This window comes from Campylobacter vulpis, assembly GCF_014217995.1.
GTDB classification, from domain to species: Bacteria; Campylobacterota; Campylobacteria; order Campylobacterales; family Campylobacteraceae; genus Campylobacter_D; species Campylobacter_D vulpis.
Genome location: NZ_CP041617.1, coordinates 1,141,494 through 1,155,530, shown reverse-complemented (window position 1 = coordinate 1,155,530; position 14,037 = coordinate 1,141,494). Strand labels below are relative to the sequence as shown.

General features: G+C 35.5%; 12 protein-coding genes. 6 read left to right on the top strand and 6 right to left on the bottom strand.

The features are described from left to right. Positions 1–27: 27 nt before the first annotated feature. The 3 genes from CVULP_RS05920 (at position 28) to CVULP_RS05910 (ending at position 2,114) form a co-directional block, all read left to right on the top strand. On the top strand, positions 28–210 hold the full coding sequence (locus tag CVULP_RS05920; protein WP_099507004.1) for a hypothetical protein: 183 nt from the start codon (positions 28–30) through the stop codon (positions 208–210). Between the two features lie 110 nt (positions 211–320). Continuing rightward, entirely contained in the window at positions 321–1,748 is a 1,428-nt protein-coding gene (locus CVULP_RS05915) for an anaerobic C4-dicarboxylate transporter (protein ID WP_099507005.1), read from the top strand. Between the two features lie 9 nt (positions 1,749–1,757). Next, complete coding sequence (locus CVULP_RS05910) at positions 1,758–2,114, top strand: histidine triad nucleotide-binding protein (protein WP_099462167.1); 357 nt, start codon at positions 1,758–1,760, stop codon at positions 2,112–2,114. Here CVULP_RS05910 and argH read toward each other — a convergent pair. The 6 genes from argH to surE all read right to left on the bottom strand — a co-directional run bounded on the left by argH (position 2,111) and on the right by surE (position 9,772). Next, positions 2,111–3,499, bottom strand: a complete 1,389-nt coding sequence (gene argH / locus CVULP_RS05905; RefSeq protein WP_099507006.1) for an argininosuccinate lyase — start codon at positions 3,497–3,499, stop codon at positions 2,111–2,113. The genes CVULP_RS05910 and argH overlap by 4 nt on opposite strands. Continuing rightward, a complete protein-coding gene (pckA, locus tag CVULP_RS05900; protein WP_099462163.1) occupies positions 3,499–5,073 on the bottom strand; it encodes a phosphoenolpyruvate carboxykinase (ATP) in 1,575 nt (524 codons plus the stop codon). The genes argH and pckA overlap by 1 nt, the downstream gene beginning before the upstream one ends. 10 nt (positions 5,074–5,083) lie before the next feature. Next, on the bottom strand, positions 5,084–6,850 hold the full coding sequence (locus tag CVULP_RS05895; RefSeq protein ID WP_099507007.1) for a biotin/lipoyl-containing protein: 1,767 nt from the start codon (positions 6,848–6,850) through the stop codon (positions 5,084–5,086). 74 nt (positions 6,851–6,924) lie between these two features. Then, positions 6,925–8,259: a sodium-dependent transporter gene (locus CVULP_RS05890; protein ID WP_099507008.1), complete on the bottom strand. Its 1,335-nt coding sequence runs from the start codon at positions 8,257–8,259 to the stop codon at positions 6,925–6,927. Positions 8,260–8,346: 87 nt separating this feature from the next. Next, positions 8,347–9,000 (bottom strand): ThiF family adenylyltransferase, encoded by a 654-nt coding sequence (locus tag CVULP_RS05885; RefSeq protein ID WP_099507009.1) that lies wholly within the window; start codon positions 8,998–9,000, stop codon positions 8,347–8,349. Between the two features lies 1 nt (position 9,001). Continuing rightward, entirely contained in the window at positions 9,002–9,772 is a 771-nt protein-coding gene (surE, locus tag CVULP_RS05880) for a 5'/3'-nucleotidase SurE (protein ID WP_099462156.1), read from the bottom strand. Positions 9,773–9,878: 106 nt separating this feature from the next. On the opposite strand from surE, the gene CVULP_RS05875 reads away from it, so the two are divergent. The 3 genes from CVULP_RS05875 to CVULP_RS05865 all read left to right on the top strand — a co-directional run bounded on the left by CVULP_RS05875 (position 9,879) and on the right by CVULP_RS05865 (position 14,026). After that, positions 9,879–10,622, top strand: coding sequence for an Asp23/Gls24 family envelope stress response protein (locus CVULP_RS05875; protein ID WP_180753020.1), 744 nt, complete (start codon positions 9,879–9,881; stop codon positions 10,620–10,622). A gap of 58 nt (positions 10,623–10,680) precedes the next feature. Then, positions 10,681–11,433 carry an AcfC family glycoprotein adhesin PEB3 gene (gene peb3, locus CVULP_RS05870; RefSeq protein ID WP_099462152.1) on the top strand — a complete coding sequence of 251 codons (753 nt, stop codon included), beginning with the start codon at positions 10,681–10,683 and terminating at the stop codon, positions 11,431–11,433. A gap of 94 nt (positions 11,434–11,527) precedes the next feature. Further along, positions 11,528–14,026, top strand: coding sequence for a site-specific DNA-methyltransferase (locus CVULP_RS05865; RefSeq protein ID WP_099507022.1), 2,499 nt, complete (start codon positions 11,528–11,530; stop codon positions 14,024–14,026). Positions 14,027–14,037 lie beyond the last annotated feature (11 nt).

The window sequence follows — 14,037 nt, the reverse complement described above, 5'->3', positions numbered from 1 at the left end:
GAAGTCGTTTGGGCGGATAATTTTGGCGTGTATCCTTTAGAAAATACTAAGGGTTATTTTTATGAAAATAATACCACCTTAAAAGATACAAATGAGGCTTTTGAGCTTGACGAATACCATAAAAATTTCCCAAAATCTTATCAAAAACTTATGTTTTATCAGCTTAATTTAAGATTAAAAGATATAAAAACGGGCAAAAATTTGCCTTAAAAATATCAATTTAAGTTTTTAGAGATTTTGTTAAATTTTCATTTTTTTATTCAAATTCGGTTTAAAATTGATTATAATAGCGTTGTTATTTTACTTTAAAGGAGATTAAGATGGAGTTTTTGACTTCTCTTAGTGAGAGCACTCAGTTTCTTATCCAAATCATCGTTGTATTGATTTGTCTATTTTACGGAGCAAAAAAAGGCGGTATCGCTCTTGGTTTGCTTGGTGGTATAGGCATTTTAATGTTAGTTTTTGCTTTTCACATAAAGCCGGGAAAACCTGCTATTGATGTGATGCTAACCATTTTAGCCGTTGTTGTGGCAAGTGCAACTTTGCAAGCTAGTGGTGGGCTTGATGTTATGCTTCAAATTGCCGAACGCATTTTAAGGCGTAATCCTAAATTTTTAACGATTTTAGCACCTTTTGTAACTTGCTTTTTAACGATACTTTGCGGAACAGGACATGTTGTTTATACCATAATGCCTATTATTTATGACATTGCTATTAAAAACGGCATACGCCCAGAACGCCCTATGGCAGCAGCTTCCATTTCCTCTCAAATGGGTATCATTGCTTCGCCTGTTTCTGTGGCTGTTGTGAGTTTAACCGCTTTACTCTTAAATGCGGATAATAAACTAGCTGGTTTTGATGGCTATATCAATCTTCTTCAAATCACTATCCCTAGCACCTTACTTGGGGTTTTATGTGTAGGAATTTTTTCTTGGTTTAGAGGTAAAGATTTGGATAAAGATGAGGAATTTCAAAACAAACTTAAGGACTCTGAATTTAAACAATATGTCTATGGAGATAGCAAAACCCTACTAGGCGTTAAGCTTGCTAAAAGTTCTTGGATAGCAATGTGGATTTTCTTAGGTGCTATCGCTTTAGTGGCACTGCTTGGCGTGTTTGATAATTTAAGACCAAATTGGGGTCAAGTGGTAAAAAATGGCGTTCCACAAACAGACGCTTTGGGTAATCCTAAGCTTGATACGCTTTCAATGGTTGCGGTTATCCAAATGTTTATGCTAATCGCCGGTTCTTTGATTATCATCTTTACCAAAACAGAGGCGAAGAAAATTGCGTCAAATGAAATTTTTAAATCAGGTATGATAGCACTTGTGGCGGTGTTTGGAATTTCTTGGATGGCGGATACGATGTTTGCGGTGCATACGCCGATGATGAAAGCTGCACTTGGTGATGTGGTAAAAGAGTATCCTTGGACTTATGCAATTATGCTTTTATTAATCTCCAAATTTGTTAATTCTCAAGCCGCTGCTATTGCTGCTTTTGTACCTTTAGCTTTAGGAATTGGCGTGGAGCCGGGTATTATCGTCGCTTTTGCTGCTGCTTGTTATGGTTATTATATTTTACCAACCTATCCAAGCGATTTAGCAACCATACAATTTGACCGCTCAGGAACAACTAAAATAGGTAAATTTGTTATCAATCATAGCTTTATTATACCTGGGCTTATTGGTGTTTCTAGCTCTTGTGTGTTTGGCTATCTTTTAGTTTTAGTCGCTGGCTATATTAATTAAGGAGTATGTATGCGAGAAAAGACGATTTTTGAGCTTATCGTTGAGGGTGCTGTGCCTTGCAATAAGGTCTTAGAAGATAATGATTTTCTCGCCTTTCACGATATTAACCCACGGGCACCTATCCATATTTTAGTAATCCCTAAAAAGCATTTTAGGGATTTTCAAGAATTTGAGCCTGAACTTATGGCTAAAATGACGCGTTTTATCCAAGAATTAGCCGTGCTTTTAGAACTAGATAAAAAGGGCTATCGTTTAGTGAGTAATTGTGGTAAGGGCAGTGGGCAAGAAGTTTTTCATTTACACTTCCATATTTTGGGTGGTTTTGAAAGTTTAAAGGATAAAACTCCTCCCAAAACACTTTTTTAAAGGCTTTTCGCCTTTAAAAAGTCTTCTAAATCTTGAATTTGCTTCTCAACACTTGAAGTGGAGCTTGAACCCTCGCTTTGTTTAGCGTTGAGTGAGTGTTTAAAGTCTAAAATTTGCATTGCTTCTTCATCAAAAATGCTATCAATTTGAGCCAAATTTGAAATTTCACTAAGATCAATGCCCTCATTTTCAGCATAAGCGACAACCTTACCCACAATAAAATGTGCCTCTCTAAATGGGATATTCTTTCTTCTTACTAAATAATCTGCCAAATCAGTTGCCAGCAAATGTCCATTTTTACAAGCTTTAAGCATATTTTCTTTTTTGACTTTAATTTCCTTAAGCATGGCATTTAGAATAATGAGCGAATTTTGAGCCGTTTTGACACTATCAAAAACACCCTCCTTATCCTCTTGCATATCTTTATTATAAGCTAGAGGTAAGGCTTTCATCGTGGTAAAAAGGGCGATTAAATTCCCATATACGCGTCCTGTTTTACCGCGTATGAGTTCGCAAACATCGGGATTTTTCTTTTGTGGCATAATGGAACTTCCCGTAGAAAAACTATCGCTAATAGCGATAAAGTCAAATTCTGTGCTTGAAAAAAGAATGAGTTCTTCGCAAAGTCTTGAAGTATGAGTAAAAATCACAGCGATATTATAAAGCAAATCTAGAGCAAAGTCTCTATCACTCACTCCGTCCATAGCATTTTGCATAGGATTTTTAAAGCCAAGCATTTTAGCACTTAAAGTTCTATTTGTAGGATAGCTAGTTCCCGCACAAGCACAACTTCCAAGCGGACATTCATCGGCTAATTCAAGGGCGTTTTCAAGCCTTAAAATATCTCTTTTAAACATAAAAGCATAGCTTAAAATCCAAAAGGAAAAGCTTATGGGCTGGGCGTGCTGAAGGTGCGTAAAAGAAGGCATAATGCTTTCTTTATGTTCTTTAGCGTGTGCGATGAGAGTTATGATGAGCTCTTTAAGTAAAAGCATAAGTTCCCCTGTTTTTTCTTTGACAAAGAGTTTAAAGTCTGTCGCAACCTGATCGTTTCTACTTCTTGCCGTGTGAAGCTTACCGCCTATTTCCTTGCCTATAATTTCGCTTAAGCGTTTTTCCACAGCCATATGAATATCTTCATCGTCAATGTTAAAAATAAAGCTTTCACTTTGAATTTCATTTTGAATTTGCTCTAAGCCTTTTAAAATTGCTTCAAGCTCATTTTGTTTTAAAATTCCACAATGCTCAAGCATAGTTGCGTGTGCCATAGAGCCTTTTATATCTTGCTTAAAAAGCTCTTTATCAACATTTAAACTCGCATTAAATTCTTTTAAAAGCGTATCGCTAGCAGTGCTAAAACGCCCTGACCACATTTGATTTTTCATTAAATTTTAGGTCCAAATTTGCTAAATTCAACGCCCTCTTTGACATCTTCGTAACGCTTGAAATTTTCTATAAACATCTTGGCTAGTTTATCGCGTGTGCTTAGATAGGCATCTTTATCTTCCCAAGTGTTGATAGGATTTAAAAGTCTTGTTTCTACGCCTTCTAAGGATTTTGGCACGGCGAGATTAAAAATCTCTAAATTTTCAAATTCACATTTTTCTATACTGCCATTTAAAATCGCATCAATACAAGCCCTAGTCGCCTTAATGCTCATTCTCTTTCCAACGCCGTAGCTTCCGCCACTCCAGCCTGTATTGACAAGATAGACATTAACTTGATGTTTTTGAATTTTTTCTCCTAATAAGCGTGCATAAACCGTAGGGTGTAAAGGCATAAAAGGTTCACCAAAACACGCCGAAAAAGTTGCTTGAGGCTCTGTAATGCCACGCTCCGTCCCCGCCACTTTAGCTGTGTAGCCACTTAAAAAATAATACATCGCTTGTTCTTTACTTAGCTTACTTACAGGAGGTAATACTCCAAAAGCATCAGCACTTAAAAAGATGATATTTTGCGGATGTCCAGCTTTTAGGCTCGGTTCGTGATTAATAATATGCTCAATTGGATAAGAAACTCTTGTATTTTCAGTTTTAGAAGCATCATTATAATCGACACTTTTATCCGCTTTTAAAACAACATTTTCTAAAAGGGCATTTTTCTTAATAGCTGCATAAATTTCAGGCTCACTATTTGGGTCTAAATTAATGGTTTTAGCATAGCAACCCCCCTCAAAATTAAATACGCCCTCATCGTCCCAACCATGCTCATCATCGCCTATAAGTTTGCGTTTGGGGTCTGTTGAAAGTGTGGTTTTGCCTGTTCCACTTAAGCCGAAAAATAAAGCCACATCGCCTTTCTCACCGACATTAGCACTGCAATGCATTGAAAGTTTATTTTCTAAAGGTAGCCAGTAATTCATCATAGAAAAAATTCCCTTTTTCATCTCACCACCATACCAAGTGCCTCCAATTACTGCGATATTTTCTTCTATATTAAAAATTACAAAAACTTCCGAATTTAAGCCGTCTTCTTTATAATTGTCATTGACGCATTTACAAGCATTATAAACGATAAAATCGGGCTTAAAATTCTCAAGTTCCTTTTCACTAGGACGGATAAACATATTTTTGACAAAATGTGCTTGCCACGCAACTTCCGTTACAAAACGCACAGCCTTGCGACTTTTAAGGCTTGCTCCACAATACGCATCTTGGATATAGATATTTTTTCCACTTAAGGTTTTTCTAGCTTTTTTTAGAAGTTTGTCAAAAAGCTCTTTGCTAATGGGCTGATTAACCTTGCCCCAAGCAAGATATTTTTGTGAGGGGTCTTGCTTGACAAAATATTTATCTTTAGGGCTTCTACCCGTAAAAATTCCAGTATCAACACTAAAAGTTCCATTTTGTGTGCATTCGCCTTCTTGATTTTGTATTTCGTGCTTAAAAAGCTCATCGTAGCTTAGATTATAAAACACTTCTTTAATGTTGCTTAATCCCAAATTTTCCATATTTTTCATTATTTTTCCTTTATTCTTTATAAATGGCAAGGGCTTCACCTTCGCTTACCGTATCGCCTGCTCCCACACAAATTTGCCCTATAATGCCACTTTTTGTAGCTTGCACTTCTATTTCCATTTTCATAGCTTCTAAAATCATCACAACCTGCCCCTCTTTAACTTCATCATTTTCTTTAATGAGAATTTTAAAGACATTACCAGAAATTCCAGCTTGAATGGCGTTTTCACTTATGCTTTCATTTTGCGGGATTTTTTGGATATTTTTAACATTGACATCTTTATCAAATCCTGCATGAAGTTCGACATGGTATTTATTACCATTAACGGAGACGGTAAATTTATTTTCTTCAGCACTTATGGGCTTTGGCATAGTGCTAAGTTTTCGCACATTGACCTTAGCTTCGCCTTTTAAAAAGGCTATACCCTTTTCCTTGCAAGCTCCAGCGATAAAAATGTTTTCTTCGCTTGTTTCTAAGCCTTCTTTTTCCAAAAGGGCTTTGATGTAGGCTAGGCTTTTACTTTCATCTTTATCCGCTAAATCTATGGCTAATTCCGTAGTAGGTTCTAAATTTAGTTGTTCTGCGCCTAGCTTAACGATAGCTTCATCGGGGGCGACAGGGGTTTTTCCAAAATAGCCTAGCACCATTTTCCCATAACCATCGGCGATTTTTTTCCATTTTCCAAACATTACATTATTAAAAGCTTGTTGGAAATAAAATTGTGAAACAGGCGTTACTGAAGTGCCGTAACCTCCCTTTTCCACAACCTCACGCATAGCCTTAATGACTTCTGGGAATTTATCTAAGATATTATTATCTCGCATCATTTGAGTATTAGCCGTTAGCGCTCCTCCGGGCATAGGAGAAAATGGTATGAGAGGACTTACCATAGTTGATTCTGGTGGTAAAAAATAATCCGCCATACACTCCTTAAACACCTCTTCATATTTTAAAATCTTTTCTAAATCCAAACCAAAATCGTAATTTTTGCCCTTAATGGCGTGCATCATTGTTAAAATATCAGGTTGCGAAGTGCCACCACTTACAGGAGAGGCAGCTAGGTCTATGCCATCAGCCCCAGCCTCTAAAGCCGCTAAATAGCACGCTATGCTAACTCCAGCACTCTCGTGAGTATGAAGTCTTATGTGAGTTTCACTTGGCAAAATGCTTCTTGCCATTTTGATAGTTTGGTAAATTTTTTCAGGATTTGAAGTGCCACTTGCATCTTTAAAGCAAAGGCTTGAGAAAGGAATTTCAGCGCTCAAAATTTCTCTTAAAATTTTTTCATAAAAAGGCACATCGTGTGCGCCAGAACAATTTGGCGGTAGGTCCATAAGTGTGATGACGATTTCGTGTTTTAAGCCGTGCTTTGTGATGCACTCTCCGCTAAATTTAAGATTATTGACATCATTGAGTGCGTCAAAATTTCTTATCGTTGTGGTGCCGTGTTTGGCAAAAAGTTTAGCGTGCAGGTCGATAAGATCACGACTTCCAGTATCTAGCGTTACGGTATTAACCCCTCTTGAAAGGGTTTGCAAATTTGCCTCTTCGCCAACAATTTCACGGAATTTATCCATCATCAAAAAGGCATCTTCATTAAGATAAAAATAAAGACTTTGAAAGCGCGCTCCACCACCAAATTCAAAATGTCTAATCCCAGCTTCTTTTGCCGCTTCAAGAGCAGGGATAAAATCGTCCATTAAAACCCTTGCTCCATAAACGGACTGAAAGCCGTCCCTAAAGCTTGTATCCATCACATCTATGAATTTTTTTGCCATAATCGTCCTTCAAAATTCAAATTTACAAGAATTTTACAATTTAATTTTTAATGCTAGGAATTTAAAAACATTTTTCATTTAAAAGCATTGATAACGATGATAATAACAGCCAAAGGTGCGATAAATCTTAAAAAGAAATACCACACTTTAAAAAATACTCCGCTCATATAAGGCTCAAATAATATCTCTAAAGCTTTCTTTTTCATCACAAAGCCTACAAAAATTGCCGCTAAAATTCCACCTAAAGGCATAATAATCTTACCAGAAATATAATCAAGCACATCAAAAAAGCTCATTCCTAAAATCTTAAATTCTGTTATGCTTAGAGTTGATAAAATACACAAATTTCCCAAAATATAAACGATAACACCGATTAAAATCAAGGCATTTTTGCGGCTCATTTTAAAGGTATTGATAAGATAAAAGGCAAAAGGCTCTATCATCGAAATTGCCGAAGTAATCCCTGCGAAAATCAAGGATAAGAAAAAAGTCGCTCCAAGTATGTATCCTACAATGCCAAGTTTAGCAAAAAGCGTGGTAAGTGAGATAAAGATAAGTCCCGGTCCTGCTTGATTTGGATTGGCTCCAAATTCAAAGATGAAGGTAAAGACGATAAGTCCCATCATAAGCCCTATGAGAATGTTAATTAAAATAATATTAAGTGTGCTTGTGATGAAATTTGTTTTATCAGGTAAAGAGGCGGAATAAGTGATAATCGTCCCCACGCCCAAAGAAAGGCTAAAAAAGGCAAGGGCTAAGGCTTCTAGGATAGAAGTGCCACTGATTTTTGAAAAATCAGGCACGAAAAGAAATTGTAAAGCCTCACTAAAGCCATTTGTATGACTTAAAGCATAAAAAAGCATTAAGATAAGCAAGATAAATAAGGTTGGCATCATCCATACATTAAGCCTTTCAATGCCATTTTTAACGCCTTTTGAAACCACATAAAAAACGATGAGAAAAATAAGACTAAAGCAGATAAATTGACTCAAAAAATCGTTAAGCAAAAGGTTAGTAAATTGCTTTTCGCTCTCTTCTAAAGTTTGACTTAAATTCCCTGTGGCACTAAAATACATATATTTAACAACCCAGCCTATTACAAGGCTATAAAAAGAGACGATTAAAATCGCTCCAAGCATAGTAAAACCAGCCATAGACCAAGTTTTTTTGTTTGTTGGTGCAAGGGTTTTGTAACCATTGACAGGGTCTTTTTCGCTTAATTTTCCTATGCTAAGTTCTGCTAAAAATATCACAAAAGCCACGCCCAAAGTAAGCACTAAATATAAAAGCACAAAAGCCGATCCGCCATTTTGCCCCACTAAAGTAGGAAATTTCCACGCATTTCCAAGCCCCACAGCAGAGCCAGCGACTGCTAATACAAAGCCTATTTTTGAGAATTTAGAACCCATTGATTAACCTTAAATTTAAAATAAAGCCTTATTAAAACAAAAAAAGTTTTAAGATTTACTAAAAAAGCATTTTTTAAACGAAATGAGTTAAAATTTGTCCGTATTTAACACTTTTTTTAAGGCTAAACTTGCCAAAGCCAAACCAAAAGACGCCGTTACGCCCATAAAAGAACCTAAGGCTTTACATTTTGCCTCTTCGTTAGAAAACACCACTTCAAAATCACCCTTAAAGCCTGATTTTCTTAACTCATAGCGGAATTTTTTAGCCAAAGCATCTCCGTAAGTTTTAAAAATACTTGCCGTTTTGATGAGTGTGGGGTCAAGCTTTCTAGCACCTCCTGTGCTTGAGATGAAAATTTGCTTTTTAAAGTCGATTTTATTTGCTAAAGCCACTTTTGCGGGTATATCATCAATGGCATCGATGATTAAATCAAATTCGCTTAAGTCAAATTCGCTTAAAAACTCCTCATCGACTTTAGCCACCACGCTCTTTACTTTGTAAATTTTTGCAAAAACTTCTGCCTTATTTTCGCCGATGTGTTCGCTGTGAAGTTGGCGGTTTTGATTTGTGATTTCAAAGCTATCTGCGTCTATGAGGGTTAGTTTTGTAAAGCCTGTGCGAAAGAGCGCATCAACGCAAATTCCACCCACTCCCCCTAGTCCAAAAACTAACACCTTTGTCTTAGAAATTTTCTCAAAACTTTCATCGCCGACAAGCCATTTTATGCGTGTGTATCTCATTTTAATCCTTTAGCCATTTTTTAAGATTTTTCATTTGTTTGTATGCGCTTAAGTCAAGCATTATGGGCGTTATAGTCGCATAGCCTTGCTTTAAAAGGGCGATATCGGAGTTTTTTTCGTCCTCGAAGTCCAAATTTGCACTTGCTAGCCAGTAGTATTCTACGCCTCTTGGATTGGTATTTGCGTGAGCTTTGAAGTTATAAACCCTCTTGCCTGCTTTACAGACTTTAATGCCCTTAAATTTACTTTTAGGGCTTGGAAAATTGACATTTAAAAACTCTTTTTTATCAAGTGGAAAGCCTTGATTGAAGATTTTTGCAACGAGTTCTTTTGTGATATTTAGGGCATTTTTAAAATTAAGTTCTTTTTCGTTTGTTTTATAAAACTGCGAAAGTGCAAGGGCGGGAATTCCCTGTAAAACCGCCTCCATAGCCCCCGCACAAGTGCCCGAATATGTAATGTCCTCTCCCACATTTGCCCCCATATTTATCCCGCTTATGACAAGATCAGGCAGTTTCTTTTTATAAAGTGCGGCTAGAGCTAGATATACGCAATCCGCTGGTGTGCCATCATCAAGCTTGTAAAAATTTTTACTCACCCTAACAAAACGCAGGGGTTTAGTGAGGGTAATAGAGTGCGAACAGGCAGATTTTTCAGTCGCTGGAGCGACTACCGTGATTTTCGCTTTAAATTCTTTTTTAAGCATTTTAACAAGCTTTTTAAGCCCCTCACTTTCGAAGCCGTCATCATTTGTGATTAAAATTTCTTTCATTAAAAGCCTTTCAAAATTGAGATTTTAGCAAATTTTTTTTAAATGAATTGATATTTGGTTTTGTTTGTGTAAAATAAGCATTTTAAAATTTTCACAAGGTTTAATGATGAAAAAAGACTTTTTTAAACTCACAGCTTTCACATCGAAATATTTTAAATTTATCATCACTTTTACATTAAGTTTTTGTGCTTTATGTTTGTTTATTTTCGTTATCACTTATATGAGAGTGAATGAATTTTTTTCTTTTGAGTTACTTTCTTTTGATAATTTATGGCTTTTTCTTTTCGCTTTTGTGTATCTTTTAGTTTTTGCGTTTTTAGCTTTGCCTTTTAATTTAGTGGCACATTACATTTTTTATAAAAAAAAGAAAAATGACTTTTTGTTTTTATCGAGTTTGTCTAGTGCTTTGATTGTATTTTTAAGTTTTCTTTGGGTTTTAAATGAAAAATTTGACGAAATCAACCTCCACTGGTTAGCGTTTTGCGGCTTTATAGCTTGTATTTATCTTCTTTTTATCGGTGCTTGTTTGTGTTTTTATGAAAGGCAGAATTTTAAGAATTTTTTTATTGCGGTATTTGCGGGATTAGTGCTTTTAGTTTATATGGCGATTTTGTTTCCGCATCATTTTGAAACAGGTTTTAAGCGTTTTTTAAAAACAAAAGGCTTAAGTGCTAAAAAGGTTGAAATTTATCTTAAAGATAAGCAAAAATTTGTCATCGGCGAGCTTGTTTTTAGAGATAGTAAATTTGCTTATGTGCGTTTTAAAGATACCTTGCAGGGTTTAAATGATGAAAAAAATATTAGCAAAATTGTTGCGATAGAAAATATCTCCATTATTAAAGATGAGTAACGCTTTGTTAAGGTTTAAACTTTACAATCCCGCTTTTATTTTAATTTAAAGGAAAACGATGAAAAAAATTCTCAATCTATTTGGTGCGTGCGCTTTAGCTTTAAGCGTGGCAAATGCAGAGCTTAATCTTTATGGACCGGGCGGTCCTCACACAGCTTTAAAAGACATAGCGAATCAATATAGCAAAAAATCGGGTGTTAAAGTTAATGTCCATTTTGGTCCTCAAGCGACTTGGTTTGAAAAGGCTAAGAAAAACGCCGACATCTTATTTGGAGCTTCTGATCAATCAGCCTTAGCCATAGCGAGTGATTTTGGCAAGGATTTTAACACAAGCAAAATTCAGCCTCTATATTTTAGAGAGGCGATTATCCTTACGCAAAAGGGCAATCCTCTTAAAATCAAAGGTTTAAAAGATTTAGCCGACAAAAAAGTAAGAATAGTCGTGCCAGAGGGAGCAGGTAAGAGTAATACTTCAGGCACGGGAGTTTGGGAGGATATGATAGGCAGAACAAAAGATATTAAAAGCATACAAAATTTTAGAAATAATATCGTAGCCTTCGTTCCAAACAGCGGAAGTGCAAGAAAGCTTTTTGCAGAAGATAAGGCAGATGCGTGGATCACTTGGATAGATTGGTCAAAGAGTAATCCAGACATTGGCACAGCCGTGAAAATAGAAAAAGATTTAGTCATTTATAGAACTTTTAATGTTGTAGCTAAAAATAATGCTAGCAAAGAAGCAAAAGACTTCATTGATTATTTAAGCTCTAAAGAAGCAAAAGAAATTTTTAAAAAATACGGCTGGAGAGACTAGCCATTTTGTAACTAAACACGCTTTTTTGGTGTGTTTAGCCTTTAATTAAGCCTATATTAGTAAAATACCCTTTTTTAAATAAGGGGTAAAAATGATAAGCTATCAACAAGCGTTTTTTTCAAAGCTAAAAGAGTGTTATTTAGGTGTTAGAATTGAGGGGGAGAGAGGCTTATTTAAGCAAAGTGGTTTTACAAATCTTCTTCACATCAAGCAAAAGTATTTTGAAAACATTAGGGATTATTTAGAAAAAGAGGAGCTAGGACATTTAGATTATAGTAAGCTTTACGATTTTTTCAGCACTTATTTAAACGAGACAGGCACACCCTTTTTTTACGAAACGCCTATTTATAAAAACATTTACGCAAGAGTATATAGCAACAGCAAAGATGTGAGCCTCTTTTACAAAACGCAAAATTTATATTATGTCAAATCAGACACGATTTATAAGCCCCTCACGCTAAAAGATGAGAAAGAAAGTTACAGCTTTCATTTCTTAACCGATGACTTCATACAAAATGCGGATAATAATAAAAATAAAATTATTTTCTATCTACAAAGCATAGAGGATAATGAGCTAAATATCAAGGTCATAAATGACAAAAATCTTAATTTAGTCAAGGTTTTTAAGCAAAACTCAAGCGAATTTAGTGAGGATTTTTTAAAAGCCTTAAAGAAAAATGAGATTATCATCAAAGAAGAGGAGCTTAAAAGCATTTTTAAAAGCTATAAAAAGCAAAATGAAATCGACTTTTTTATCCATAAAAATGCTAAAGCCTTTTTAAAAGAGCAGTTTGACTTATGGTTTTGTCGCTATGTGCTTGACGGCGTTACGCAGTGGAATGAAGTGAGGATAAAGAGTTTAAATAAGGTTAAAAAAATAGCCCATACCCTTATAGATAAAATAGCAGCCTTTGAAGACGAGCTAAAGGCACTTTGGCTAAAGCCTAAATTTGCTAAAAAAACGCATTTTGTTTTTAGCCTTAATGTGATAAAAACCCACGCAAAAGAGAGCGAGGAGCTTTTAAAAGAGCTTTTTAAGGATAGTAATTTTAAAAAGCAAATTAAAGAATGGCAGGATTTAAAGCTAGTCGAAGAGAGCTTTAAACTAGAGGACATTAAAAACTATGCTTTTTTACCCCTTGATACAAAGCATTTAAGTGAGAAAAATGTCTATAAGCTTTTAAGTGCTTTTGAGAATTTAGACGCGGTGCTAAATGGCGAACTAGTCAAAGCGGATAATTTTCAAGCCCTAAATTCCCTCCTTCCTAAGTATCAAAATAAAGTGGATTTGATTTATATCGACCCGCCTTATAATACAGGCAATGACGGCTTTATCTACACAGATAAATTTAATCAATCCTCTTGGCTTTCAATGATGAATAACCGCCTAGAGTTAGCAAAAGAATTTTTAAAGGATAAGGGAAGCATTTTTATAAGCATAGATGATAATGAGCAAGCAAGGCTTAAAATTTTATGTGATGAGGTATTTGGGGAGGAGAATTTTATCAGTAATCTTGTGTGGCAAAAGAAAAAAGGAGGTAGTCAAGATTCTCAACATTTCGCAAAAGAACACGAATATATTTTGTGTTATCAAAAGCAAAATTGGGAAATAAACGAGCAAACACAAGAGTATAATGAAAAAGATTTTAATAAAATTATCAATGGCAAAAAAGCAAAGATTTTAAAGCTTGAAAAATGGGGCAATCACTCTTTAAGAATAGATAGACCAACGCTTTATTATGCGATTAAAGATCCAAATGGAAACGATTTTTATCCCATAGCACCAAATGGAGCAGATGGCTGTTGGCGAAAAAAACCTGAAAATTTAGATAAAGAACATATCTTTTGGCAAGAAGATACTAAAGGAAGGCTAACGCCTTACGAAGTAGTTTATTTTGATGAAGTGCTAGATAAACAAAAAATAATAAAAACACGCACAATTTTTACCGAATTTGGCACAACAACGGACGCTACAAAAGAAATACAAGCGATTTTTGGAGATAAGCTTTTTGACACTCCAAAACCTGAAAAGCTTTTAAAAAGAATTTGTGAAATAGCGAGTAGTGAAGAAAGCATAGTTTTAGACTTTTTTGCAGGAAGTGGCACTACACTAGCTACCGCGCAAAAATTAGGGCGTAAATGGCTTGGCGTGGAAATGGGAGAGCATTTTTATAAGGTCATACTCCCACGCCTTAAAAAAGTCATAGGGGGCTTTGAAAGTGGCATTTCTAAAGAGTGTGGGTATAAGGGAGGCGGGGCGTTTAGCTATTATGAACTTGAAAGCTATGAGGAGGCTTTAAGAGAGTGTGAATATAAGCTTGATGAAAATCACATTATCGATTATAAAAAATCAAGAAAACTCATCAAAACCCTACAAAAAGGTAAAAACATCACGCTAGATATGAGTGGCTATGAAGCGGACTTTGACCCCTTTCTTACGCTTAGTAATCTATACGGGTGGAAAATCAAAAAACTCTACCTTGATGAAAAAGGCGTAAAAACTTGCGAATTTGAAAATGGCGAAATTGTTAGCCTTAACACGCTTGATTTAATCAAACTTGAAAAATTAAAAACTTTAATATGGTGGGAATAGAAAGGAAAAGT